Consider the following 26141-nt stretch of genomic DNA (forward strand, 5'->3'; position numbering starts at 1 on the left):
CGAACGTGGCCTGTTTCGACAGCGGTGCGCGGGTGTTCGTTGCTCGCAAACGACCCTTCGAAGCCATCATGTTCCGGCCACGAGCCTGAGAGGGTGTTTATGCTCGACCGTCCGCACGCATCTCTTTGCTTTGCAGTGACTTCGGACAGTTTACGGGTGTCGACTCGAAGCTGGCTCGCCATCGTTGCATTCGGGCTCATTGTCGGCTCGCACCAGTCGGCATCGGCTGTCGACCTGCTCGGCGGGAATGGGTCCCGACCGCCGGCGAATGCGGCGACCAATGAAGCCGCTGCGCAGGCAGCGGCGGCGGCAAAGCGCTCGATCGATATGCTGGGGCGCGCAAGCCAGGCGATCCAGAACATGCGCGCCGGCCAGGACGCGGCACGCGCCTTGGCCAAGCAGGGCGTGAGCCTCGTGCCGAACGGCATGGTCCGCGGTGCCGCGGGTCAGCCGAACGGCCTCCTCGTCGCGCCGGGCGCCGACGATCCAACCTCCGGATTGTGGCAGGGCGCCGATCTGCCAACCGAGATGCGGGATGGTGAGAGCGCCAACGTCACCGTCAAGCAGAACCAGCAGAAGGCGATCCTCACCTGGGAAAGCTTCAACGTCGGGCGCGAGACGACGCTCTACTTCGACCAGCGCGCCGGCGGCGCCGATGCCGGCTCGTGGATCGCCCTCAACCGGGTGCTCGATCCCGGGACAGCGCCCAGCCAGATCCTCGGCTCCATCAAGGCCGAGGGGCAAGTCTACGTCATCAACCGCAACGGCATCGTCTTCGGGGGCGCCAGCCAGGTGAACGTCGGCACGCTCCTGGCGTCCAGCCTCGACATCAAGGGCCCCAACACCAACCTCATCGCCGACCGCAACCAGGCGTTCCTCAGCGGCCTGTTTGCCTCGGGAACGGCCATCTTCCAGAGCCGCAAGCTGCCTGATGCGACGGGCGCCCTCGTCATCCCCGATGCCATCGAGGGCGACGTCGTCGTGGAAGCCGGCGCCATCCTGCGCACGGCGGCGGCGAGCGGGCTCAATGATGGCGGCCGCCTCATGCTGTTCGGCCCCAATGTGCACAACGCCGGCTCGATCCTCACTGCCGACGGACAGGCCGTGCTCGCCGCCGGCCGCACAGTCACGGTGAGCATCGGCACCGACAAGCAGCTGCAGTTCGCAGCGGGCCCGGCAGTTCCATTCGCCGATCTCTATTACTCCAATCCCAACTACGTGGGCGAGCCGGCCTACAACGCGCTCAACACCGGGCTCATCACCGCCGAGCGCGGCGCCATCCTCATGGCTGGTACCCTGACCCGGCAAGCCGGTGTCCTTACGGCGACGACCGGCATCAACCGGCCAGGCGCCATCAAGCTCGTCGCCGATGGTCGCCTGACGCTCGCCGAGGGCAGCGCCATTCTCATGGACGCCGACGCCGCCGACGTGACCGCGCCGGCCTTCAACGGCGGCTTGTCGGTGAGCCTCACCGGCTCCTCGGTCGACATCCAGACGAACACGCTGATTCGCGCGCCGTCGGGCTCCGTCACTATCGAGACGACCAATCTCGCGGCGATCAACACAACTCACTCCAATGTGCCCGACGACAACGGGCGCGCCTTCCTCGCCCCCGGCTCCATCATCGACGTCTCCGGCCTCACCGACGTCGTCGTTCCCGTCGGACGGGCGATCATCAAGATTCAGCCGCGCGGCCAGGAGTTCGCCAACTCGCCGCTGCAGCGCAACGGGGCCCTGCGCGGCCTCGACCTCTACATCGACACCCGCAAGAGCGGCGTGCGCGAGGACGGCGTCGCCTGGATCGGCTCGCCGCTGCTCGATGCCTCGGGCTATGTCGGGCTCATCCAGAAGTCGACGCGCGAGTACCTGGTGGGGGGCGGCAGCGTCACCATCAACGGACAGAAGGACATCGTCGTCCCGCAGGGTGCCACCGTCGACGTCTCCGGCGGCTACGTCACCTACGCCGGCGGCATGGTCTACACCTCGCAGCTGCTGGGCGCCGACGGGCGCGTCTACGACATCGCCGACGCCGACCCGATGCTACGCTACGTCGGCGTCGCCGGCGCCTGGAACCGCCAGCATTCCCGCTGGGGCGTGACGCAGATATTCAACAACCCGTTGATCGACCTCAGGCACTACGAGCCGACTGATTTCGAGGGCGCGGCGGCGGGCAAGCTGAGCATCATCCAAGCACAGAGCAACACTTGGGGCGGGGCCGTCTATTTCGACGGCAACATGATCGCCGATACCGTCAACGGCGCGCGACAGATTGCAGACAGCCAGCCGGCGGCCCGCGGCAAGCTCGCCATCACCAGCCAGGGCAGCCTGCTCGTCTCGGCCGACGGTCAGCGGCTGCCCGACGGCATCGGCATCGACAGCGTGCTGCCGACGGCGGATCTGAGCCTGTCAGGCTCGGGCTTCGGTCTTTGGAGCTGGCTGTCGGCGGACAAGCTGTCCGACATCGGCCTCGGCAGCCTCAGCCTGACGACGCCGGGCGGGCTGCTCGTCACCGACGATGCGACGCTCTCGGTGGTTCCGGGCGGTTCCATCACGCTTAGCGGCACCGTGATCCGCATGGACGGCACGCTCGAAGCGCGATCGGGCTCCATCGAATTGCGCACGCTGCAGCACGTCAACACCCAGATCATTCTTCCTTCCGACGTGGCACCGTTGCTGGAGGGACTGCCGGGCGGCGTGCTGACGGCCAACACGCCGGCGCCGATGGACGTCGTCGTGACGCAGGACGTCGTGTTGGCTGCGGGCACCGCCGCGCCTTACACGATCTCCGTGAACCTCACCAACTGGCCAGCCGGCGTGCCGACGATCTTCAACGCCGGGATAGAATTCCAATTTCCCGTAACCCTGGCCGCCGACTGGGTCGTCAACCCCGGGGCCAGCCAAGCCGGCAACCCGATCTTCGACGTCAACACCGGCCTGCAATATAGGTCGGGTCAGGTCGTGCCGAGGGGGACGACAATTTATGGGGGGTACTTTCTTGCAGGCGAAGTAATCCCTGCCGATGCGTTTCCCAACGGGATAAATTTTAGCCCAGTGGCCACGACGTTCAACGCTGGTGCGATATTGCCCGTTCCGGTCACGCTGGCCAAAGGCACGCGCATCGCTCCAGGCCTTAGCCTGCCGTTCGACGTTCGGGTCGATCCGTATCACGGGCTTATCGCGGGCAATATCGCGCTCAACGCGGGCGCTTCGATCGATACGCGCGGCTTGTGGGTCGACGATCGCGCAGCGCCTTCCGCTTATGGCGCCAGGTTCATCAACGGCGGGTCGATCACCATCGCCACCGATGCGTCGCAATTTGCTAGATCCGACAATACCGGCTCGATCCGCCTCGCGGCAGGCAGCAGCATCGACGCGTCTAGCGGCGGCCATATCCTGCGCAATGGCACGTGGGCTTCGAAGAACGGCGTCCCGCTGGGCAAGGGCGGCGACATCTCCATCCTGACTTATGCGGGCGTGATGTTCGGACCGAGTGGTGGGGCGCCGTCGGTGCCAACGACGCCGGCGATGCGGGCGGACGTTCAGATCGATGGCACTCTGTCGTCCTTCGGTTTTACGAGCGGCGGCAAGCTCAGTCTGCGTGCGCAGACGTTCGGGATCGGCGAGACGCCCGACGCCTACGGCCGCGTCATCCTCGATCGCGACTTCTTCCATGACAACAGCTTCGGCAGCTACTCGCTGTCATCGGTCTATGAGACGGTGATCGCCGACGGCACAGCCGACGTGCCGGCCATCATCGCGCCGCGTCAAGTCAACTATGTTCCGACCAATCGCAATTTCGCGCCCGGCGCCGACCCGCTGGCCGAAGGGGCGGTCGGCATCGGGCTGCTCTCCGACTACCGTCGGCAGGCGACGAATCTCTCGATCAGCGCCAATACGTTCTTTGCCACGACGCGCGGCACGACATCAGTACCGATTTTTGATGGCGTGCAGGAGCTGAGGTTCGGCGCAAACACCAAAATCCTCGCCGATGCAGGCGCAACCGTGAGCCTATCGACCGGCGGCAAGCTGCTGTTCGGCGGCGAGATCCGCGCTCATGGCGGCACAATCGAGATTCTGGGCTCGGCAACGGCCCGATACCGGAACTCCACGCAATTCTATCAGCCGAATGCCTCCGTTTGGCTGCTTCCGGGGAGTGTCCTGGATGCAAGCGGCACGATCCTGCTCGACGATCTGGCACCCCGCGCCTTGGGCAGCGACGAGCCTTTGCGCCTCGGCCGCGTGCTCGATGGCGGAACGGTCACGGTCTCGAACGCACGGGGCTATGTCCTCGGAATGGAGGGATCGAGGATCGACGTCTCCGGCGTTGCGGGCGAGCTCGACGTCCTGCGCTCGAGCAGCGATGTCCTGAGCGGATGGACGTCGCCGACCGGTGTGTCGTTGCCGCCGGTCAATCCTTATACCCGGCAAGCCGTCTGGAGCGACGGCGGCACCATCAATCTCGGCGCATCGGAAGCCTTCTATTTTGACGGTACGCTGAATGCCGAAGGCGGCGCGCCGGAAGCTCGCGGCGGCACGCTCAACTACACATTCATTCGCAATCCGCGCAGCTCCGCTGCAACCGCACTGATCACCGCCACCCTGACCGCCGCGCCTTTTGCAACGGTGCCAGGTTCGGTCAGTGTGGGCGCCGATCTGCCCTTCGCGACCTATGGCGGCCGCGCGCTTATCCGCACGGACATCATCGAGCGGTCGGGCGCCGACTCGTTGACTGTGACCAATACGGCAAGCGGCAATACCCTCAATATCGAGGATGGCGTTTCCCTGACGATGCCGGAATCGATCCGGCTCTCGACCTCCTACTTCAATGTGGTTGCGGCGCGGGTTGCGCCGGGCCAGACGCCGAGCACCCAAGCGCCAGTCGCATCCTTGTCAGCGCCGTATATCAGCCTGCTGGGTATCGGCTCCGGCAATCCAACCACGAACAGTGTGCGCGGCGCCCTGAGCTTCACGGCCGACACGATCGACATCGACGGCAGCCTCATCTTCAATAACCTCCAAACACTCAATCTGAATGCCACCGGCGATATTCGCCTGTTCGGCCGCGCGTTGAACGCGAACTTCACCCTCGGTCCCAACGCCAACGTCCAGTACACGAAATACGACGGATCGCTGACGACGCCGGGCGACATCACGCTCACGGCCGCACAGGTGTATCCGGGCACCGGACAGAACTTCATCATCAGAGGATCTGGCGCCAACAGCACGATCCGTTTCGTACAGAACGGCGCGCGGCCGGGCGTACCGTTTTCGGCGGGCGGCACCTTGCAGATCACCGCGCCCACCATCATCCAGGGCGGCACCATCCGGGCGCCGCAGGGCTCGATCACGTTCGGCGTTGCGGGCACCACGCAATCCGTCGAGTTCCTGCCGGGCAGTCTCACGTCCGTGTCCCTGGAAGGGGCCATCATTCCCTATGGCACCACGCAGGACGAGCTCAACTGGATTTTCTCTCGCCTCGATCTGGCGGCGCCGCCTGACAAGCTCATTGCGGTAAATTCCAATTCCGTGAACATGGCGCCCGGCGCCGTGCTCGATTTGAGCGCCGGCGGTGATCTTATCGGCCCAGAATTTGTGCCGGGCACCGGCGGCAGCCGCGACGTGCTGCAGCTTCCAGTCCGCGATGCCAACGGCGCCATCGTACCGAAATCGCCGCTATACCCGGATAACCGCACGATATACGCGATCCTGCCCGGCTATAGCGGCACGCAGGCGCCGGTCGACAAGACGGTGCTGGGTGCCATGAATGCGGGCGACGTCTACCTCACTGGCGTGCCGGGTCTGCCCGATGGCTACTACACCCTCCTGCCCGCGAGCTATGCGCTGTTGCCGGGCGCCTATCGCGTCGTGGCGCGGCCCGGCGGGGACCCGCGTGCGGGTGGCGTGCTGCCGGATGGCACTGCGATCGCCGCCGGCTTCTACGCCTCGAGCGACCATGCGCGCCGCGACTCCGCCGTGACCATGTTCGAGGTGCAGTCGCGCGACGTGTGGCGGCAGTACTCGGAATACCGTCTGACCAGTGCCAACGCGTTCTTCGGCAATCTCGAGGTGCTGCACGCCGACGTCGCGCCCTATCGGCCTCAAGATGCCGGCCGCTTGGCGATCAGTGCCACGAACCAGCTCGTCCTGCAGGCGCAGACGCTGTTCAAGAGGGTGGAGGGCGGCCGTGGCGGTCGCGTCGATATCGGCGCGCGCGACCTGCAGGTCCTGGGCGACGGCGATGTGGCGCGGTCAGGCTATCTTGGGCTTTTCGCATCCGATCTCACCAAGCTGGGGGCGGAGAGCGTGCTCCTCGGTGGAACGCGGATCGCCGACGCTACCGGCCAGACCATCACCGCCGTGGCCAACAGCATCCTCGTCTCCAACGATACGGATAGTGCGCTCAAAGCGCCCGAGCTCCTGTTCGCCATCAAGACCGATCCGTCGGGGGCCGATCCCAATGCGGGGAACGGCCTCGTGTTCGAGAGCGGGAGCGTCGTGATCGGCGAGGGTGTGCCGGTCCAGAATGCGCCGTTGAAGACAGTTGGCGACGGCGCGTTGGTGCGCGTTTCGGGTGGCACACTGACCTCGATCACCAATACGAGCGCGCCGGCAATCTCCATTGCCCGCGTCGTCATCGCCTCTGGGGCCACCCTCGTCGGCAAGGGCTCCATCGCTCTGCAGAGCGTAGGCAACGTGAACCTGCAGACCGGTGCGATCCTCACTACCGACAACATCGACGTGCTGACTCGCAGCATCAGTCTAGTCGGTGAGGGCGCCACCGTACCGACCAGCGGCTTCGTACTCGATGCGGCCGCGCTCGCGACCCTGGGCAACGTTCGCAACATCACGCTGACCAGCGCGACCACCATCGACTCTTACGGCAACCTCGATATCCGGCTTGCACGTGGGAGCGGCCAGTCGACCTCGCTGACGTTCAATGCGAGCGGCATTGTCGGCCACGGTGGTGACTTGACGCTGGAGGCCGCCCGCATCGCCTTCACCAACACCACCGCCACGACGCCTGGCGCAGCCGTTACGGGCGGCGGCGACCTGACCATCACCGCCGACGAGCTAGCTTTCGGCGCCGGGGCCAAGCAGATCACGGGCTTCTCGCGTCTCGATGCAACGGCCGGCGTGCGTGTCATTGGCCAAGGCAAGGGCAGTATCGACTTTGGCTCCATGCCGGTCACGATGACCACGCCGCTCATCACCACCGCCGCTGCGGCCGATCAGGAATTGCGGACGACGGGCGCGATCTCCCTCCTCGGCGGCGGCGCCACAGAGCCGGTCTCCGATGGACTAGGCGGCCGGCTGTCGCTCGCGGGCAGCGCCGTGACGATCGACACCGCCATCGTCATGCGGAGCGGCGGCATGACGCTCGCCGCGACGACCGGCGACATCAGCCTCGGTGCCAACGCACGGCTAATCGCCACCGGCTACAGCAAGCAGATCTTTGACAAAGTGATCTACACCGGCGGCGGAGCGATCTCGCTGCTTGCCGCCAATGGCAACATCACCAGTGCGTCGGGCGCGGTGCTCGATGTCTCGGCCTCGCCGCTCGGCGGCGATGCGGGCGCCATCAGCTTGCAGGCCAAGGGCTCTGTCGGACTGCCGGGGACGATGGGTGGCACGGCCTCCGCGGGCTTCGAGGGTGGGCGTTTCGCGCTGTTGACCGGCGGCTCGGTCAACCTCGATGCGCTGAGCAGCGTACTCATGGGCGGCGGCTTCCACGGCGGCGTCGACGTGCGCACCGGCCAGGGCGATCTTAGCCTCACCGCCATCCTTACAGCTTCGAGCGTCGCTCTGTCCGCCGATGGCGGTCTCGTCACCGTCAGCGGCTTGATCGACGCGTCTGGCAAGAAGGGTGGCCGCATCGACCTCTATGGCCGTGACGGCGTGACGCTTGCGTCCGGCGGACATCTCGCGGCGACCGGCTCCGATCCGGAGAAGCGCGGCGGCGACATCTTCATCGGCACGGTCGGGACCGGGTTCATCACTCTGGCCTCCGGCTCCTCGATCGACGTATCGGGCGGCACGCTCGCCGGCTTGTCCGGCGGTACGGTCAACGTGCGCGCACCGATCATCAACAGCGACGTCAACGTCGCCATCAACTCGTCGATCAGCGGCGCGCGCAGCGTTGTGCTCGAAGCCTATAAGGTGTTCGATACGACGAGCAGCAATTTCGACGGCGTCATCGATCCGCTCGGACTCTACGACTCCGCCGGTAACCGGCTCGCGAGCGGCGTCGACCAGGCGCATCTCGATTTCTATACCAGCGAGCTCGTGAGCTTCGTCCAGAACACCGGCGTCGACTTCGGTCGCTTCTCAGGCGTGTCGAATTTCCGCGGCCGCGCCGGCATCGAGCTCAGCAACAGCGATGCCAACCGCAACAACGGAGACATCCTCCTTGTAAGCGATTGGGATCTGGGCGCCGGCTCTATCAATGCAGCGACCGGCATGCCGAACCTCACTTGGCGCACCGGCGTCGAGCCAGGCGTGCTGACGCTCCGCGCCAGCGGCAACGTCGATGTGCGCGCCAACCTCACCGACGGGTTCTTCAATACGTCCTCCACGCCGGTCCCGCACGCTGCGGACCTGATGCCTGCGTCCTGGGGCGACAGCTGGTCCTACCGCATCGTCGGCGGTGCCGACCTGGCCAGCGTCAATCCCAAGGCCTTGCGGCCGCTCACGGCCTTCGTCGGCAATTCCAGCCTGCCGACCGCAAACCATGGCGATGTGCTGATCTCGGGGCACCGGACGCTGGTCGTCGGCTCGACGACCTACGAGCTGCCCAACATGATCCGCACCGGCACGGGCTCGATCGAGATCGCCGCCGGCCGCGACGTGGCGCTGCGCGATACCGTCGCGCCAGGCGTCATCTACACCGCGGGACGCCCGTCGGCCGACCTGCCGGCCGCAAACTTCACGACGGTCAATGGCCAGCTTGTTCCCAGCAATCCGCAAGGCTTCAACAAGCCGCTCAAGCCCACCATCAATGGAGGCGATTGGAGCTGCACTTTGCCAGGCTGCGGCGTCAGTTATGTCGTCACCACGCCGGTCTGGCCGGAAGCGGCGGGCGATATATCGATCCTCGCCCAGCGTGACGTGATCGGCCTGCAGAACGTCATCGATACGACGGGTGCGCAGTCCGGCAGGGCCGGGAGCTTCATCGGACAGATCTGGACGCCATGGCTGATCCGTACTGGCCTTGTCCAGCCGCTGCAGGAGTTCGGCGTCTTCAATCCGATGGGGTACGTCTCCTATGCAGGCGCCGAATGCTGCGATCTTGGCGTCCCCCATCAAACGGCGAGCTGGATCAATTTCGGCAGCTTCAACCAGGGCGTGATGAGTGTAGGCGGCGATGTCGAGATCATAGCCGGCCGCGACGTGAACCAGTTCAGCGTCTCGTTGCCGACGACCGTGCGGGTGAGCGGCGCCATCTCGGCCCTCGATCCCACGCCCGTCGTCCACGTGACCGGCGGCGGCGATCTTCTCGTGCGATCGGGCCGCGATATCGTCAGCGGTGCTTACTACGTCGGCAAGGGCGAGGGCACGCTCAGTGCGGGCGGATCGATCCGCGCCGGCTTCAATATCACCGTGCCCGGTGTGCCGACCCCGATGCCGGTCGCGACCATGCTCGGCGTTGCCGACTCGACGTTCACCTTGACGGCAGGTGGCGCGCTCGATCTCGGAGGTGTCTTCAGCCCGACCTATCTCCCGGTGCCATGGTTCTGGTCAACGGACGGCAAGAGCTTCATCTCCGACTTCTATCAGTACTCTCGAGACAGCGGCGTGCGCCTGACGGCCGTCGGCGGCGACGTCACGGTCAAGAGCTTCCAGTCGTATCAGAACACCGCGTTGTTCGTCTCGCTGGCGGCGGGAAGCCCACGCCAAGAGCACATTCAGTTCTATCAGGGTGGCTTTTCTGACCTGGGGAGCGTCTGGCCGGCAAGCCTGATCGCTCATGCCGCTTCGGGTGCGATCAATGTCATGAACGGCACGCAGAGCATACCCATGGAGCTCTATCCGTCCCCGACCGGTCAGCTCGAGCTGATCGCGGAGGGTGACGTAAAACTGGCGTCGACGGTGGAATCCGGCCTGTGGCTAACCGACAAGAACCCCTATCTCGTGCCCTCCGCCGTCGCACCAAAGCTAGACGGGCTCAATGTCGTGACCTGGCGGAACGGCAATCTGTCCGTCGTCATCGATTATAACGTCGGCTTCGATCCGGGATTCGTTCCGGATTATGATTTCCACCTCACCCATATCGAAGACCCGGACCCGGTCCTGATCTACAGCCACACGGGGGATATCAACGATGTCGGCGGTCGCGTGCCGCTGCGCCTTGCCAAGTCCGCGCGCGTGCGGGCCGGCCGCGACCTCGTCGACTTGCCGGTCTGGGCGCAGAACCTGCGCGACGACGACCTCACCAGCGTCATCGCCGGGCGCGACATGTACGCGACCGTCCTCGGCAGGTTCAACGCGGAAAGAAGCGCAGGGACAAGCGTGCCGACGGGGACGATGTCGGTCAACGTCGGGGGACCGGGCACGATCTACGTCGAGGCCGGGCGCAACATCGGCCCCCTGATGTCGCCCAACAGCAAGCTTCCGGGCGGCATCGTGGCGACTGGCCCCGCTAACAACCGCTTCCTGCCGCGCGAGGGCGCCAACGTCTACGTCGTCTTCGGCGTCGCCAATGGCAAGAACACGGACGGCATGATCACGGCCTACCTCGATCCCGCCAATGCCGCCGAGGTACCGTATAGCTATTCGTCAGAGCTCACCGGCTACCTCAACGGGCTGCGCAAGCGCCGTGGCGAGGCGGAGATCGACTTTACGCCGGCCGAGGCGGTCGCCGCCTTCCGCGCTTTGCCCGAGATCGAGCAGACGGCGTTCCTCTACGACGTGCTGTTCGCCGAGCTGCAGGCAGCCGCCGATCCTATCAACCATCCCGACAACTATCAGAAGTACGACCGCAGCTATGCAGCGATCCAGACGCTGTTCCCGCCCGGGCTCGGCTACCCCGACACCGACGGCAAAGCGACGAAGAAGAACAGCGGCTCGCTCGATCTGCGTTCGGCATCGATCCAGACCCAATTCGGCGGCAAGATCTCGATCGTGGCGCCGGTCGGCCGCATCATCGTCGGCAGCCAGTCGGCAACGGCGCTGTCGAACGATCCCGCAAAGACCGGCATTCTCACCCTGCGCGGCGGTGACATCCGCATCTTCGCCGACAGCCACGTGCTCGTGAACCAGAGCCGCATCTTCACCGAGCAGGGCGGCGACGTCCTCATGTGGTCGTCGAACGGCGACCTCAACGCCGGCAAGGGCGCCAAGACCTCGGCCTCCTATCCGCCGCTGCTACGCACCACCAACAACGACGGCTATTCCAGCATCGATCCCGCCGGCCTCGTCACCGGCGCCGGCGTCGGCGCCCTGCAGACCATCGTCGGGCAGCGCCAAAACACCGTCTATCTCATCGCCCCGCACGGCACCGTCGACCTCGGCGATGCGGGCGTACGGTCAACGGGCGATCTCAACATCGCCGCGCTCCAGGTCCTCAATGCCGACAACCTCCAGGTAGGCGGCACCACCACCGGCATCCCCATGGTTAAGGCGCCTGACACCGGCGGCCTGACGCAGGCCGCCGACACCGCCGGCGCCGCCGTGCGCGAGGCGGCCGCCGCCCCTGCCCAGAGTGCCACCGAGCAGCCGTCCATCATCATCGTCGAGGTCATCGGCTACGGCGGAGGCGACCCGGCGCCCGAGCAAGACCAGCACCGTAAGAAGCCCGAGCAGCAGAGCTATAATCCGAACGCGCCGGTGCGCATTCTCGGACATGGCGCGTTGACGGAACCGCAACTACAGGCTCTCACTCCCGAGGAGCAAGCACGCAAGAGAGAGGTTGAAGGCCGACTGTAAGAATCTGGCCCGCCTGCTGACCATGCGATCTTGAATTCGACTTCCGCCCCGCGGACATCGAATCCATGGGAGCACCTGCAGTTGGACCGGATGCCACCCCGGATGTTCGGGTCACGGTGCGCGTCGGAGCGAGAAAATGTAGCCTGCAAGGTCGCGAATTTCTTTCCGCGTGAGATGTGGGTCAGGCATTGGCAGGTGCGGAGCAGTGAGCCAGATGGAAAGAGCATCTACCGACTGTACAGGGCGATCGGCGATGCTTGCGAAGCTGGGCACATCGGCAGCAGGAATACCGTTGGAGGCATTGTCGATCACATGACAGCCGATGCAGAGCTTCGCCGCCGTCGAACGACCGTCACCGATCACGGGTACTGTCGACTCCGGCAGGTTAGGCTGTACACCAAGCTGGGGATCCTGCGCAGCTGCCTCTGATGCCGTCATCGCGACAGTGACGATGGCGGCTGCCAATGTCGCTGCCAACCGTGATGAAGGAATGGAACGCAGCTTCCGCCGCCCACACAAGACGCAGTCGCGTAGCATCATTGTCTCCTTGTTATGATCCCGCTTGCCTAGCCCTTGAATGTCGCGATGCTAGAAATGAACTGCTCTGGGCGCTGGCGGGCGATCACTTCACGATAGCCCCACTAGGCGGGCGGTTGCCCGGCGGGGGCGCAGAGCGTCCACATTCGCGAATGCTACTCGGCACGGAAAGACCGCAGATTGATGTGGATCAACCGCACGCGTGGGCAGAGCAGACGATTCACTGCCATGGGGGAACTTTCGCTTATGGCCGATAGCTGACGTCCGAAATGATAGCGGCGAACACTGGGCGTGCAGCGCGAAAACTTCGCGATCAACGCTGCTGCTCCGAACCAGACGAGGCAATCACGTAGGGTGAATACGGATCAATAGAAAATAAAGTGGGCTTTGCAAGCTCAAGGCTCGAGTAATGAAGGAGTCACGCCTCCCAATTACGTTGCCACATCTGTGCGGCTTGCACCCAGAGGTCGAAAGGCGCAGTTAGGCTCGCAGGCATGAACGGGTGTCTGCGGGGGCTGCTAGCCGCTACGGTCGCTGTCGCAGGGTCGCTGCGAGCCGAGATGAGCAAAACTCACATAGAAAAGCGCCGGCTGTGGCGCCGACGATGAGCGCGGCAAGCGAAATAATGCCGTCGTCGAGGCCCAGCCGCGCCGTGACGAAGTACATGATGGCTGCCCCGGCGGTGCCACCGGCGGCGCCCGCCACCGTTGCGATCACTCCGCCACGCGAGAGCCCCACGAGCGCTCCCACAATGATGCCCGGATAGAGCGAGGGCCAGAAGTGGTCGTTCATGCTGAGTCTCCGCTTGGGATCATACGCCTGGTGCGTGCCGCGCCGCGGCGCTGTCGAAGTAGGCATCGAAGCAGGCGGCGATGGCACGCACGAATGGGCGCCCGCGATCGGTGACACGGAAGGCCTCGCCGTCGCTCTCGATCAGCTTATCCTGGTCGGCGGCAAGCAGTGCCTGCGCTTCGTCGAGGATTTCCTCCGAGGCGCTGCCGTAGCGCAGCCGCAACTCGCGCGCCGGGAAGGCGAGATCGCACATCAACCGCTCGATGACGAAGCCACGCATCCGGTCAGACTCGGTCAGGGCGACGCCGCGTGCCGTCGCCAAGCCGCCAGCAGCAACACGGCGCGCGTACTCCGCGGTCGAGGCGTGGTTCTGGACGTAACCTTTCGGCAGGCGCCCAATGGCCGAGGCGCCGAGCCCGATCAGGGCATCCGCCGCGTCAGTCGTATAGCCCTGGAAGTTTCGGTTGAAGCTGCCGGAAGCGAGCGGATCGCTCGGCAAGGCGTAGTGGTCTAAGCCGACGCGGACATACCCGGCGCGGGTCAGCGCCCGACCAATGCGCGTTGCCTGGGCAAAACGCTCCAGCACGTCTGGCAGGCTCGCCTCGTCGATCAGCGTTTGATGCTTGAGGCGCGTGGGGAGGTGTGCGTAGCCGAAGGCCGCGATGCGGTCAGGGCGCAGCGCGAGCACCTGCTTGACCGTCTCCTGTACGCCGTCGCGCGTCTGGTACGGCAACCCGTAGACGAGGTCGACGTTGATGGCGCCGATGCCGTGCGCGCGAAACGCTTCAGCCGCATACCGTGTCACTTCGAAGGACTGCCGGCGGTTGATCGCAGCCTGTACCTTCGGGTCGAAGTCCTGCACGCCGAGAGAGACGCGCGTCACGCCCGCGCGGGCGAGCGCCACCACGCGCGCCTCGTCGAGGCCGCGCGGGTCGATCTCGACGGCGAACTCCATGTCGTCGGCGGCGCGGAAGTAGCGCCGCTGGGCGTCGGCCAGAGCGGCAATGTCGTCGGACTCCAGAATGTTTGGCGAGCCGCCGCCCCAGTGAATGTGCGCCACGCTGTGATCCACCGGCACGCGCTGTGCTACGGTGGCGATCTCCGCATACAGCGATGGCAGATATTGTGCGACGGGCTCGTAACGCTGCACGGCTTTGGTGCAGCAACCGCAGTACCAGCAGAGTGACGCGCAATAGGGAATGTGCAGGTAGAGGGAGAGACGCGATCCGGCCGGCACCTCGTCGAGCCACTCGCCGTAGGACTGCGCATCGACCGACGGTGAGAAGTGTGGCGCAGTGGGGTAGCTCGTATAGCGCGGCACCGGCGCGGAGTACCGCTTCACGACTTCCGGGTTCATGGGTGATCCGTCTTAGGCTTCTGCACGAACCGTAGTTGTGCCGTGCGCGGCGCCGATTGATGTCGATCAATGGCGCTCATCGCATCTTTGTCGCGCACGCCGGTCACGCGCTCCGGCAGACAGAGGTAGGCGGCATGCGGATGCACGATGAGCACGCTCGCCACGCCGAACGCGGCAAGCGCTAGGCCGGCGGCGATGCGTTGCGGGCGGCTCTGCGAGACGCGCGCCAGTCGCCGGAAGCCGAAACTCGCCGCGATGAGGCCTGGCAGCGTACCGATGCCGAAGGCGCTCATGACGATTGCGCCTCCGACGGCTGACCCCGTCAGCATCGCCGTGAACAGTGCGGCGTAGACCATCGCGCAGGGCATCAGTCCCCAGGCGAAACCCGACAGCAGTGGTACGAACATGCGCCGCTGGGCGCCGATGTGGACGCGTGCGACGGTGTCGGCGATCGATGTCAGCCCGCGGTCGATGATGGAGATGGAGGGAACGAGGCCGCCGGTCGACAGTCCGATCCAGACGATAGAAGCGGCGCCCGCCCATTGCAGAAGGCGGAAGGCGACATCGCGGTCCAGTGCACCGATGGCCGGTGCGCCGATCGCGCCGACAGTGGCGCCGGCGACCGTGTAGGCGGCAACCCGGCCGGCGTGCGTCAGGGCGAATGCGGCGCGCAAGCTGCGGTGGGAAGCGGGCTCCTGTGCCAGCAGCAGGCTGCAGGAAATGGCGCCGCACATTCCGGCGCAGTGCAGCGTGCTCGACAGGCCGAGCGCCAGGCCGTTCAAGGCAATGAGAGCGATGGCGTCCAAAGGCAGCCCCTCAATTCAGCCGGCCGCCGAGCCGCGGATAGGGACGCTCCGGCGAACGCAACAGGTTGAGCGGGAAGCGTGGACTTTGCCGCGCCGCCGCCCATCGTTGGCAAAGGGCGCATTCGAGACGGGTGAAGGTCTCGGGAATCCAGCGGTCGAGCTCGGCATCCTGTTGGAAGTGCGTTCGGCGCTGGGCGATCGTAACGCGCAGGAGCCGCTCGAGCGCTCCATCGTCGCCGGGCGGCGACTCCAATATGCTTGCCAGTGCGCGGCCGACCTCTCCGTGGCACTGCGACAAGCTGGCATGGTCGATCCGCAGCCGCGCGATCGTCCCGCACACGTCGTCGCCGTAGCGCGCCTCGAGGATTGGAAAGATGACCTCGTGCTGGAAGCCGACGTGCTCGCGCCAGCTCGCCTGCAGTGTGCGGACCAGGATGCGAACTACCCGGCCGTCGCTGCCGGTATTCAGGCCGTCGGCGACCGCAGACAGAGCGTGGTTTATCTCCGTTTGGAGATGCGTATCGGCGTCGATCTGCGCGCGGATGTCGAGTGCGGTATCCATCCCCGCACCCTAGGCGACCCGGCGGGCGACGCTTTGATCGAGATCATCCGCGGCCCGGCGGACGGCGCTGTTACATACTCTTACAAATCGTCACGCGCACGGCATACCCCGGCTGTCGGCGCCGGATAAACCGGTCTTGCGATCTTAGAGATCAAAGGCGGAGATATCCATGCTGGCGGCGCATACCGACGAGACGGTCAGAGGCACGCGGGCGACGGGACAGGAGAGCAACTCGCTCGACCAGCGGATGGCCTACGCGACCGTGCGCCGACTACGGGCCAAAGAGCATGTGTTCTGCGAGGGCGACGAGCGCGAGCACGTGTTCCGCGTCGAGGAGGGCGTGATCGCCGTCTACAAGACGCTGCCCGACGGGCGCCGCCAGATCATCGACTTTGCCTATCCCGGCGACCTGATCGGGCTCGGTGTCATCGGTGAGCACGTCTTGAGCGCGCAGGCGACCGCTCCATCCAAGGTTCGCTGCCTCGCGGCCGCGGCGCTCGAGCGTATCGCCGAAACCGACGCCGGGCTGGCGCTGAAGCTCTACAAGGCCGTATGCCAGGAGCTGGCTGCCACCCGCAGCCTCCTGGTGACGGTGGGACAGCGCAGCGCCATCGAGCGAGTCGCCGCCTTCCTGCTCTCTCTGCACCGGCGCACGGCCCCCGAGGGTGCGGCGACCATCAACCTCGCAATGCGGCGCAGCGATATCGCCGATCTCCTCGGTCTCACCATCGAGACGGTGAGCCGGACTCTGACCAAGCTGCGCTGCATGGGCGTTATCGACCTGGAGCAAGGTGCGACGCGCGTGCGGCTGTGCGACCTCCCGCACCTCCTCGAACTCGCCAACGAGTAGTTTGCCGGCCTAATAGTTCTGCCGGCATTGCCGGCCCCGCGTCCTTAGCTGCCAGCGCCGACGGCAGCATGGACGATCGGGGCCGGCGACTTTTTCGGCTTCGGCGCTAAGCGGTCGGACGGAAGGCGCCGGGCGGAACGTTCCCCTCGACGTAGGCGTGCTGCAGGGCATCGAGCTGAACCCAGAGCGTGTTGCACTTGAAGCGCACGGCATCGACGCACGCCTCCTGCTCGCTTCGGGTCGCGGCGGTCCGCTTGACGTAGGCGAGAGCGAAATCCGCGTCGCGCGGTGCCTGGCTCAGGCGCCGCTTGAAGTACGCCATGACCTCTTCATTCACGAAGCGGTAGCTCTGCAGCATCCCGGCAATCCGCTCGCGGTGGATGGACGGGGCGAACAACTCGGTCAGCGACGATGCGACGGCGACGGTCAGCGGTTGCTCGACGACGAAGCGTACGTATGCCTCAACGGCGAACCGCGTCGCCGGAAGCGCCCCCTCCATGCTGATGACGTAGTCGCGGTCGAGCCCGAGAGCGTCGGTGAGCACCAGCCAGCGCTCGATCCCGCCCTGCTCCTCGCCAAGTCCATCGTGGTCGTGGATGCGGTGAATCCACTCGCGCCGCAATTCGCGATCGTGTGTACGGCTCATCAGGGCGGCGTCCTTCCGCGGGACCGCAGCCTGGTAGCAATAGCGATTCAAAGCCCACGCTTGCACTTGGCCCTTATTGAGCTTGCCGCCGTGCAGAAGCTTATGGAATGCATGCTTGTCATGGTAGCGCTCGGCGCCGACGGCGCGGATGGCCAATTCAAACTCTGCCGGACCCATCGGCTCGCCGGTCGCGGCGATGGTGCGCGCGATTTCATTCATTGAGTTCCTCCCTGGACGTCAGGGAAACCGTGCCCTGCGCCCAGCAGCCGATGCTTGATCGCCGTCAAGCGGCCCTAATCACGTGTTGGTGCGCACCGTGTGAGCGCTGCCGTTTCGTCGCAGTGTTGATCTCCGTCAAAGGGCCGCGGGCCCTCTCGCTCCTATCGTTTACGTCTGGGAGACGACGAGGGCGCGGCAATGTCGACAGCTACAGAAACGAGCGAAGAGGTCATCGCGATGTCGGGCGCGATGGCCGCCATCGTGGCGATACTCGGTGCCGGCATCGGCCTCGTGTTCGCGTTGTTCGGGCACGACGAGGCGATCCGCCTGCACGGCTTGATGTTCCTCATCGCCTGCGGCGCGGCGGGCTACTACGTGCTCGGGCATCCGCGCGCCGGCGGCAAGGGCGAACGGGCGCACTACTTCGATGGCCCGATCAAGGTGGCGACCATTGCCGCGGTGTTCTGGGGCATCGTCGGGTTTCTGGTCGGCGATATCATCGCCTGGCAGCTTGCGTTTCCCGTCCTCAACTTCGACCTGCCTTGGACCAATTTCGGGCGGCTGCGGCCGTTGCACACCTCGGCGGTGATCTTCGCCTTCGGCGGCAACGTGCTGCTCGCGACCTCGCTCTACGTCGTGCAGCGGACATGCCGCGCGCGCCTCGCCGGCTACTGGACGCCGTGGTTCGTCGTCTGGGGCTACCAGCTCTTCATCGTGCTCGCGGCATCGGGCTACGTGCTTGGCGTCACCGAAGGCAAGGAGTACGCCGAGCCGGAATGGTACGTCGACGTGTGGCTGACCGTCGTCTGGGTCGCCTACCTGCTGGTGTTCCTCGCCACGCTGTGGAGGCGGCGCGAGCCGCACATTTACGTCGCCAACTGGTTTTTCCTCGCCTTTATCGTGACCATCGCGCTGCTGCACGTCGTCAACAACCTCGCGGTTCCCGTTTCCTTCCTCGGCTCGAAGAGCTACTCGCTGTTCTCGGGCGTGCAGGATGCGATGACGCAGTGGTGGTACGGCCATAACGCCGTCGGCTTCTTCCTCACCGCCGGCTTCCTCGGCATCATGTACTACTTCATCCCGAAGCGCGTGGAGCGGCCGGTCTATTCCTACCGGCTGTCGATCATCCACTTCTGGTCGCTCATCTTCCTCTACATCTGGGCCGGTCCGCATCACCTGCACTACACGGCGCTGCCCGACTGGGCGCAGACGCTCGGCATGACGTTCTCGATTATGCTGTGGATGCCGTCGTGGGGCGGCATGATCAACGGCCTGATGACGCTGTCGGGCGCCTGGGACCGCCTGCGCACCGATCCGGTCGTGCGTCTGCTCGTCGTGTCGGTGGCCTTCTACGGCATGTCGACCTTCGAGGGGCCGCTCATGTCGATCAAGTCGGTCAACTCGCTCTCGCACTACACCGACTGGACGATCGGCCACGTGCATTCGGGCGCACTGGGCTGGGTCGGCATGGTGTCGTTCGGCGCCATCTACTGTCTCGTGCCCTGGCTGTGGGGCCGGCGCGGCATCTATTCGCTGCGTCTTGTCGAGTGGCACTTCTGGACGGCGACGATCGGCATCGTCCTCTACATTTCGGCGATGTGGGTGTCGGGCATCACGCAGGGCCTGATGTGGCGGGCCTACGACAACCTCGGCTTCCTCAAGTACTCGTTCGTCGAGACGGTTGCGGCCATGCATTGGCCGTACATCATCCGCGCCACCGGCGGCCTCCTGTTCGTAATCGGCGGTGTGCTGATGGCGATCAATGTCTGGCGCACCATTCGTGGTGACGTTGTTTCGGACATTGCCGAGCAACCGGCCTCTGCCGCGGCGCCTGGGCTGCGCGCCGATGCCGCCGCCGTGCCTGCCGAGTGAGGGAGCCATGAAGCACGACTTTTTCGAAAAGAACTCCATGGTGCTGCTGGTCGGCATCCTGGTCGTGGTCGCCATCGGCGGCCTGGTGGAGATTGCGCCCCTGTTCCTGCTCTCCTCGACCATCGAGAAGGTGCAGGGCATGCGGCCCTACTCGCCGCTCGAGCTCGCCGGGCGCGACATCTATGTGCGCGAGGGTTGTTACAACTGCCACTCGCAGATGATCCGCTCGCTGCGCGACGAGGTCGAGCGCTACGGCCACTACAGCCTCGCCGCCGAGAGCATGTACGACCATCCCTTCCAGTGGGGATCGAAGCGCACGGGGCCCGACCTGGCACGCGTCGGCGGCAAGTACTCGGATGGGTGGCACATCGACCACATGCGCCAGCCGCGTTCGGTGGTGCCGGAGTCGGTGATGCCGGGGTATCCGTTCCTCGAGCAGCGCAAGCTGAACTACGGCGACGTCGCTGCGCGCATGCGCGCCCTGAAGATCGCCGGCGTGCCCTACACCGACGAGATGATCGACAAGGCGCAAGCTGACGTCGTGGCGCAGATCACGCCGGACAGCGCCGAAGCGAAAGAGATGCTCGCGCGCTATCCGAAGGCGCAGGTGCGGAAGTTCGACGGCGCCGCGCCCGGCGAGCCGAGCGAGCTCGACGCCATGATCGCCTACCTGCAGATGCTGGGCACGCTCGTCGACTTCGCCAAGTTCGACGCGGCCGGCCCCAACCTACGCTAGAGGCGCGCCATGACCCACCAAGCCGCAACCGTCCTGTCGCAGACCATCGCCCTCATCCTCTTCGTCGGCCTGTTCGTCGGCATTCTCGCCTACGTCTTCTGGCCGGGGAACAAGGCGAAGTTCGACGAGGCGGCGGAGCTGCCGCTCGACGACGACAACGATAAGCCGGAGGGGGACGGACGATGACGGGCAAGGAGATCGACAGCGTCACCGGCGTCGAGACCACCGGTCACGTGTGGGATGGCGACCTGAAGGAGCTGAACAAGCCGCTGCCGCGCTGGTGGCTGTACGTGCTCTACGCCACCATCGTCTGGGCCATCGGCTATTGGATCGTCTATCCCGCTTGGCCGACCCTGAACGACACCTACACGAAGGGCGTATTCGACTACAGCCAGCGCGCTGAGGTCGGCAAGGAGATCGCCGCGGCGAAGGAGGCGCAGGCCAAGTACTTCGCCGAGATCGCGGCAACGCCGATTGGCGACATCGAAAAGAACCAGGAGTTGCTGCCGTTCGTGATGGCCGGAGGCGCGGCGGTGTTCGGCGACAAGTGCGGGCCGTGCCACGGCAAGGGCGGCGGCGGTGCAGTGGGCTACCCGAACCTCAACGATGACGACTGGCTGTGGGGCGGCACGCCGGAGGCCATCCAGCACACCATCGAGGTCGGCATCCGCTCCGGCCACGGCGAGGCGCGCGACATGGCCATGCCGCGCTTTGGTCTCGACGGCATGCTGAAGCGTGACGAGATCACCGACGCGGCGCAGTTTGTGCTCTCGCTGTCCGGGCACGGGACCGACACGGCCGCCGCCGGGCGCGGCGCGAAGATTTTCACCGACAACTGTGCGGCCTGTCACGGCGACGCCGGCAAGGGCAACCAGGAGCTGGGCGCGCCTAACCTCACCGACGGCATCTGGCTTTATGGCGGCAAGCTCGCGGACGTCGAGAAGACGATCGAGACCGGCCGCGGCGGCGTGATGCCCTACTGGAGCGGCCGCCTCGACCCTGTGACCCTCAAGATGCTTGCCGCCTACGTGCATTCGCTGGGTGGCGGAAAGTAGCGGCGGTGCGCTTTCGCTGGCGGGAGCCTGGCATGAATATGATGAACCGGACGAGCGACCTGGCCGCGGGCGAGAACGCCACTGCCTACGCGCGCCGGCAGAAGATCTATCCCAAGCTGGCGCACGGCACCTTCCGCCGCATCAAGTGGGCGGTGATGGCGGTGACGCTCGGCATCTACTACGTGCTGCCGTGGCTTCGCTGGGACCGTGGCCCGAACCTTCCCGATCAGGCGTTCCTGCTCGATTTCGCCAACCAGCGGCTGTTTTTTGGCCCGATCGAGATCTGGGCGCAGGAGCTCTACTACATCACCGGGATTCTGATCCTCTCGGCGCTGGGGCTGTTCCTCGTCACCGCCGTCGCCGGCCGTATGTGGTGCGGCTATGCCTGTCCGCAGACGGTGTGGACCGATCTGATGATCGTGGTCGAGCGCTTCTGGCAGGGCGACCGCAACGCCCGCCTGCGTCTCGATTACGGACCGTGGACCTTCGAGAAGATCTGGAAGAAGACGGGCACGCACATAACATGGCTGCTGATCGCGGTGGCGACGGGTGGCGCCTTCGTCTTCTACTTCCGCGACGCGCCCACACTGGCGCATGAGCTGGTCAATGGCGACGCGCCGATGGTCGCCTACGCGTTCCTCGGCATCTTCACCGGCACGACGTACCTGCTCGGCGGCATCGCGCGCGAGCAGGTCTGCATCTACATGTGCCCGTGGCCGCGCATCCAGAGCGCCATGTATGACGTCGACTCGCTGCTGATCTCGTATCGCGACTATCGCGGCGAGCCGCGTGGGCCCCACAAGAAGGGGCAGAGCTGGGAAGGGCGCGGCGACTGTATCGACTGCACCGCGTGCGTCGCCGTCTGCCCGATGGGCATCGACATCCGCGACGGCTCGCAAATGGAGTGCATCCAGTGTGCGCTGTGCATCGACGCCTGCGACGAGATCATGCAGCGCGTTGGCCGGCCGCAGGGGCTCATCGCCTACGACACGTTCCGCAACCTCGACGCGCCCGTGCACGAGGCGCGCGTGCCGGTGCGCTGGTTCCGCCCGCGCACGCTCCTCTATACGGCGCTGATACTGATCGTCGGCGGCGTCATGCTCACCGCCTGGATGAACCGCGCCGTACTCGAGGTGAACGTGCTGCACGACCGCAACCCGGTCTTCGTGCAGCTTTCCGACGGAAGCTTGCGCAACGGCTACACGGTGAAGATCCTCAACAAGCAGCATGCCGCGCGCAGCTTCCGGATCGCAATTTCGGGTCTCGAAGGCGCCGGGATGACTATCGTCGGCATGAGCGGACCAGAGCCGACCATCGATGTGGTCACGGACGACTTGCGCGCCTTGAAGGTGTTGGTGACCGTGTCTGCCGCCAAGCGCGGCACGCTGGCCGGGCAGGCGACGCCGTTCCGTTTCGCCGTCATCGACGCGCGCGACGGCAGCGTCATCTACCATGATGCAACGTTCCGGGGGCCCGGCGATGAGTGAAGCCAGAACCGCGGGTGAACCGCGCAAGCCCGGGCTGCTCGGACGGCATGTCCTGATGATGATGCTGAGCTTCTTCGGCGTCATTGTCGCCGTAGACGGCTTCATGATCTACCGCGCCGTGTCGACCTTCGGCGGCCTCGAGACGCAGGACGCCTATAAGAAGGGTCTCGCCTACAACCATCGCATCGCGCGTGACGCCGAACAGGCGCGCGCCGGCTGGAAGGACACGGTTGAGATCGGCGGCGCCCCTCCACGCCTGCGCATCGCGTTGCGCGACCATGCCGACGCAGCCGTCGCCGGTAAGCGGCTGGTCGCGAAGGTCGGGCGCCCGGCGACCGACCGGTTCGACATGACGCTCGACCTCGCCGAGACCGGCGGGGGCGTTTACGAGGCAGCGCTGCCTGTCGCTGCGGAAGGATCGTGGATCGTCGATCTCAGCGCCTACGACGGCGCCGCCCAACAGCCGGCCTACGAGGCGAGGAGACGCGTGTGGATCGGGCATTGACGCTCGCCGCGGAGGGCCGCGCGGCGAACGATGCGGCGCCAGCGGCTCAGACCATCCTGCTCATCGTCGAGAACATGGCTTGCGGCAGCTGCATGGGGAGCGTCGAGCGGGCGCTGCGTGCCACGCCGGGCGTCGCCGCGGCGCGCGCCAGCCTCGCCGCCAAGCGCGTCGCCGTGACGTTCGATGAGGGCGTAACGGAACCGCAGAAGCTCATCGCGGCGCTCGAGCGCCGCGGCTATCGCGCCGCCGAGATGGTTGGCAGCGCAGACGAGAGCGCCGCCGCGCGCGCCGACGATCTCTTGCGGCGGCTGGGTGTCGCCGGGTTCGCCGCCGCCAACGTCATGCTGCTGTCGGAGGTCGTGTGGTTCGGGGCCGTGACCGACATGGACCCGGCGACAACCAGCCTCTTTCACTGGCTCTCCGCTCTTTTCGCCATGCCGGCCACGGCCTACGCGGCGCAGCCGTTCTTCCGCTCGGCGCTGGCAGCGTTGCGCGCGGGGCAGCTGAACATGGACGTGCCGATCTCGCTCGGCATCGTCCTGGCCCTCGGCATGAGCCTGTTCCAGACCATCCGCGGTACCGACCAAGTGTACTTCGACGCCGCGATATCGCTGACGTTCTTTCTGCTGATCGGTCGTTACCTCGACGAAAAGGTGCGGTTGCGGGCGCGGGGAGCGGCTGAGAACCTTCTCGGCCTCAAGGCGCTCGCTGCCGATGTGATCGGCGCCGACGGCTCGGTGCGGCGCGTGCAAGCGAAGGCGCTGGCGCCGGGCATGCGCGTGCAGGTGACGCCGGGTGAACGCATTCCCGTCGACGGGCGCATACTCAGCGGCGCGACGCAGGTCGATACAAGTCTCATCACCGGTGAGACGGTGCCGCGCGTGGCAAGTGTCGGCGGCGTCGTGCACGCCGGCACCGTGAACCTCGCCGCCGCCATCGTCGTCGAGGCGACGGCCACGGCCGACAACACGTTGCTGGCAGAGATCGCCCGGCTGGTCGCGGCGGCGGAACAGGGGCGCGGACACTACGTGCGCCTCGCCGACCGCGCCGCGCGCCTTTATGCGCCGGCCGTGCACGCATTGGGTGCAGCAACTCTGCTGGGGTGGCTGCTCGTCGGCGCGGGCTTCGAGCAGGCGCTGACCTATGCCGTCGCCGTGCTCATCATAACCTGCCCGTGCGCACTGGCGCTCGCCGTGCCGGCAGTGCAGGTCGCGGCCACGGGGCGGCTGTTCGGCAAGGGCATCATCGTCAAGGCAGCCGACGGTCTGGAACGGTTGTCCGAGGTGGATACGGTCGTCTTCGACAAGACCGGAACGCTCACGCGCGGCGAGCCCTCGCTCGCTAACGCCGACGCGATCGACGATGCGACGCTCGCCGCCGCCGCGTCCCTCGCCATAGCCAGCCGGCATCCATACTCACGAGCGGTTGTGCGCACGGCGCACGAGCGCGGTCTCGCTTTCGCGGTAGCCAGCGACGTCGTCGAGGAGCCGGGCCGCGGCCTCGCGTCGGGCTCCCGCCGGCTGGGCTCGGCTGCCTGGGTGTCGGGCAGCATGGATTACGGGGAAGCGGCATCGCTTTGGTTCAGCGACGGCGCCGCGGCGCCGGTCGCCTTGCACTTCGAGGATCAACTGCGGTCCGACGCGCAAGCCGTGGTCGGCGCGTTGCGGCAGGCGGGCTATTGCGTTTGCCTGGTTTCGGGCGACCGGGAAGCGGCAGTGCGCACGGCGGCGGTCGCCGCTGGCATTGACGACTGGGCGGCCGAGGTGCGTCCCGCCGGTAAGATCGAGCGCCTCTTAGGGCTGAAGGCTGAGGGCCGCAGGGTCCTGATGATCGGTGACGGTCTCAACGATGCACCGGCGCTGGCAACCGCACACGCATCTCTGTCGCCCGCGACCGCCACCGACGTCAGCCAAACGGCGTCCGACGCCGTGTTCCAGGGCGAACGCCTGGCGCCGATCCTCGACGTGCTGAGCGTATCCGGTGCCGCGCAACGCATGGCGGTGGAGAACTTCGCCATCGCACTCGCCTATAATGCCGTGTCGGTGCCCCTGGCCATGCTCGGTTACGTGACGCCGCTGATCGCCGCGCTCGCCATGTCGCTGTCGTCGATCGCGGTAACCGGCAACGCGCTACGGCTGCGCGTCCGCAGATTGGCACTTCCGAGGGTGAAGACGCGATGACGTCCCTAGCATGGCTCATCCCTTGCGCGCTTGCCTTGGGTGGTTTGGCACTTGGGGCGTTCCTGTGGGCGATGCGCTCCGGCCAGTTCGAGGATCTCGAGGGCGCGGGCTGGCGCGCAATCCAGGACGAAGACCCGGAAGGCCCAGCCCCGAATGACTAGCGCCTAGTCGACCTGACGGGTGCTGTCCTGCGTGAGTAGCAGATCGCACTTGGAATCGAGTAAAACGCGCGAGATGCCGAGCTGAAGCTCGGGGCTCTGCACGTCGACGATGACGATGGACGCGCCCGATTCGAGATGCTGGGATATCTGCTGCATCAGCCGCCCGCAGCCGAGGTCGGGGAGCGCCGACAGATCCTGCGCCAGCATCGGCCGGGTACTCGACAGCAAATTAACGGCCCCGGCCCCGCGGGCGCGCAGCTTATCAGCAACGCCGCGAGCGCCGGCCGCATCGGTGAAGATGCCGATGACGACGCGCGGGCGAAGGGCGTGCTGGCAGCTGCCGCAGCAACCGCCTGCCGTACCGTTGCCGTGGTGGTCGGACACCGGGATCACCTTTGCAATAGGCTGGCCAAAGTTGGTCGTGACCTTAGCTGCCCCGCGGCCGCGCGGTTTG

General features: G+C 66.0%; 17 protein-coding genes. 10 read left to right on the forward strand and 7 right to left on the reverse strand.

The annotated features are described in order from the left end of the window. Positions 1-156 precede the first annotated feature (156 nt). Positions 157-11922: a filamentous haemagglutinin family protein gene (locus tag GIW81_RS00120; protein WP_195930271.1), complete on the forward strand. Its 11766-nt coding sequence runs from the start codon at positions 157-159 to the stop codon at positions 11920-11922. Positions 11923-12033: 111 nt separating this feature from the next. Here GIW81_RS00120 and GIW81_RS00125 read toward each other — a convergent pair whose 3' ends face one another. From GIW81_RS00125 to GIW81_RS00145, 5 genes are all read right to left on the reverse strand, one after another. Beyond that, positions 12034-12459 carry a c-type cytochrome gene (locus tag GIW81_RS00125; RefSeq protein ID WP_210251890.1) on the reverse strand — a complete coding sequence of 142 codons (426 nt, stop codon included), beginning with the start codon at positions 12457-12459 and terminating at the stop codon, positions 12034-12036. Between the two features lie 525 nt (positions 12460-12984). Beyond that, positions 12985-13251 (reverse strand): hypothetical protein, encoded by a 267-nt coding sequence (locus GIW81_RS00130; protein WP_154737334.1) that lies wholly within the window; start codon positions 13249-13251, stop codon positions 12985-12987. A gap of 19 nt (positions 13252-13270) precedes the next feature. Beyond that, positions 13271-14608, reverse strand: a complete 1338-nt coding sequence (gene hemN / locus GIW81_RS00135; RefSeq protein ID WP_154737335.1) for an oxygen-independent coproporphyrinogen III oxidase — start codon at positions 14606-14608, stop codon at positions 13271-13273. Further along, complete coding sequence (locus tag GIW81_RS00140; RefSeq protein WP_154737336.1) at positions 14605-15414, reverse strand: sulfite exporter TauE/SafE family protein; 810 nt, start codon at positions 15412-15414, stop codon at positions 14605-14607. The genes hemN and GIW81_RS00140 overlap by 4 nt, the downstream gene beginning before the upstream one ends. 10 nt (positions 15415-15424) lie before the next feature. Next, positions 15425-15976 carry a hypothetical protein gene (locus tag GIW81_RS00145; RefSeq protein ID WP_154737337.1) on the reverse strand — a complete coding sequence of 184 codons (552 nt, stop codon included), beginning with the start codon at positions 15974-15976 and terminating at the stop codon, positions 15425-15427. Positions 15977-16145: 169 nt separating this feature from the next. On the opposite strand from GIW81_RS00145, the gene GIW81_RS00150 reads away from it, so the two are divergent. Continuing rightward, entirely contained in the window at positions 16146-16826 is a 681-nt protein-coding gene (locus GIW81_RS00150) for a helix-turn-helix domain-containing protein (RefSeq protein ID WP_154737338.1), read from the forward strand. Between the two features lie 106 nt (positions 16827-16932). On the opposite strand, the gene pqqC is transcribed toward GIW81_RS00150, so the two are convergent. Continuing rightward, a complete protein-coding gene (gene pqqC / locus GIW81_RS00155) occupies positions 16933-17691 on the reverse strand; it encodes a pyrroloquinoline-quinone synthase PqqC (RefSeq protein ID WP_154737339.1) in 759 nt (252 codons plus the stop codon). Between the two features lie 237 nt (positions 17692-17928). Here pqqC and ccoN point away from each other — a divergent pair, with 237 nt between their 5' ends. Genes ccoN through ccoS form a run of 8 tightly spaced genes read left to right on the forward strand, consistent with a single transcriptional unit; the run spans position 17929 to position 25687 of the window. Beyond that, the gene (gene ccoN, locus GIW81_RS00160) at positions 17929-19563 is read left to right on the forward strand and encodes a cytochrome-c oxidase, cbb3-type subunit I (protein WP_154739443.1); all 1635 of its coding nucleotides are present in this window, start codon (positions 17929-17931) and stop codon (positions 19561-19563) included. 7 nt (positions 19564-19570) lie between these two features. Next, positions 19571-20299 (forward strand): cytochrome-c oxidase, cbb3-type subunit II, encoded by a 729-nt coding sequence (gene ccoO, locus GIW81_RS00165; protein WP_154737340.1) that lies wholly within the window; start codon positions 19571-19573, stop codon positions 20297-20299. A 9-nt stretch (positions 20300-20308) separates the two neighbouring features. Then, positions 20309-20485 carry a cbb3-type cytochrome c oxidase subunit 3 gene (locus GIW81_RS00170; protein WP_154737341.1) on the forward strand — a complete coding sequence of 59 codons (177 nt, stop codon included), beginning with the start codon at positions 20309-20311 and terminating at the stop codon, positions 20483-20485. Next, entirely contained in the window at positions 20482-21354 is an 873-nt protein-coding gene (gene ccoP, locus GIW81_RS00175) for a cytochrome-c oxidase, cbb3-type subunit III (protein WP_154737342.1), read from the forward strand. The genes GIW81_RS00170 and ccoP overlap by 4 nt, the downstream gene beginning before the upstream one ends. Before the next feature lie 32 nt (positions 21355-21386). Next, positions 21387-22841: a cytochrome c oxidase accessory protein CcoG gene (gene ccoG, locus GIW81_RS00180; RefSeq protein ID WP_154737343.1), complete on the forward strand. Its 1455-nt coding sequence runs from the start codon at positions 21387-21389 to the stop codon at positions 22839-22841. Beyond that, positions 22834-23346, forward strand: a complete 513-nt coding sequence (locus GIW81_RS00185) for a FixH family protein (RefSeq protein WP_195930273.1) — start codon at positions 22834-22836, stop codon at positions 23344-23346. Before ccoG ends, GIW81_RS00185 begins: the two co-directional genes overlap by 8 nt. Then, positions 23331-25526 carry a heavy metal translocating P-type ATPase gene (locus GIW81_RS00190; protein WP_324614844.1) on the forward strand — a complete coding sequence of 732 codons (2196 nt, stop codon included), beginning with the start codon at positions 23331-23333 and terminating at the stop codon, positions 25524-25526. The genes GIW81_RS00185 and GIW81_RS00190 overlap by 16 nt, the downstream gene beginning before the upstream one ends. Further along, positions 25523-25687 (forward strand): cbb3-type cytochrome oxidase assembly protein CcoS, encoded by a 165-nt coding sequence (gene ccoS / locus GIW81_RS00195; RefSeq protein ID WP_154737345.1) that lies wholly within the window; start codon positions 25523-25525, stop codon positions 25685-25687. The genes GIW81_RS00190 and ccoS overlap by 4 nt, the downstream gene beginning before the upstream one ends. A gap of 3 nt (positions 25688-25690) precedes the next feature. Here the strand turns inward: ccoS and GIW81_RS00200 are convergent, their stop codons facing one another. Then, positions 25691-26071 (reverse strand): hypothetical protein, encoded by a 381-nt coding sequence (locus tag GIW81_RS00200; protein WP_154737346.1) that lies wholly within the window; start codon positions 26069-26071, stop codon positions 25691-25693. Between the last annotated feature and the right edge of the window lie 70 nt (positions 26072-26141).

This window comes from Hyphomicrobium album (genome assembly GCF_009708035.1).
In the GTDB taxonomy this organism is placed as follows: domain Bacteria; phylum Pseudomonadota; class Alphaproteobacteria; order Rhizobiales; family Hyphomicrobiaceae; genus Hyphomicrobium_A; species Hyphomicrobium_A album.

Coding starts and splice junctions, on each gene's coding strand:
- ccoS (WP_154737345.1), top strand. CDS start 25,523: ATGACGTCCCTAGCATGGCTCATCCCTTGCGCGCTTGCCTTGGGTGGT.
- GIW81_RS00130 (WP_154737334.1), bottom strand. CDS start 13,251: ATGAACGACCACTTCTGGCCCTCGCTCTATCCGGGCATCATTGTGGGA.
- ccoO (WP_154737340.1), top strand. CDS start 19,571: ATGAAGCACGACTTTTTCGAAAAGAACTCCATGGTGCTGCTGGTCGGC.
- ccoP (WP_154737342.1), top strand. CDS start 20,482: ATGACGGGCAAGGAGATCGACAGCGTCACCGGCGTCGAGACCACCGGT.
- GIW81_RS00150 (WP_154737338.1), top strand. CDS start 16,146: ATGCTGGCGGCGCATACCGACGAGACGGTCAGAGGCACGCGGGCGACG.
- pqqC (WP_154737339.1), bottom strand. CDS start 17,691: ATGAATGAAATCGCGCGCACCATCGCCGCGACCGGCGAGCCGATGGGT.
- GIW81_RS00185 (WP_195930273.1), top strand. CDS start 22,834: ATGAGTGAAGCCAGAACCGCGGGTGAACCGCGCAAGCCCGGGCTGCTC.
- hemN (WP_154737335.1), bottom strand. CDS start 14,608: ATGAACCCGGAAGTCGTGAAGCGGTACTCCGCGCCGGTGCCGCGCTAT.
- GIW81_RS00170 (WP_154737341.1), top strand. CDS start 20,309: ATGACCCACCAAGCCGCAACCGTCCTGTCGCAGACCATCGCCCTCATC.
- ccoN (WP_154739443.1), top strand. CDS start 17,929: ATGTCGGGCGCGATGGCCGCCATCGTGGCGATACTCGGTGCCGGCATC.
- GIW81_RS00145 (WP_154737337.1), bottom strand. CDS start 15,976: ATGGATACCGCACTCGACATCCGCGCGCAGATCGACGCCGATACGCAT.
- ccoG (WP_154737343.1), top strand. CDS start 21,387: ATGAATATGATGAACCGGACGAGCGACCTGGCCGCGGGCGAGAACGCC.
- GIW81_RS00125 (WP_210251890.1), bottom strand. CDS start 12,459: ATGCTACGCGACTGCGTCTTGTGTGGGCGGCGGAAGCTGCGTTCCATT.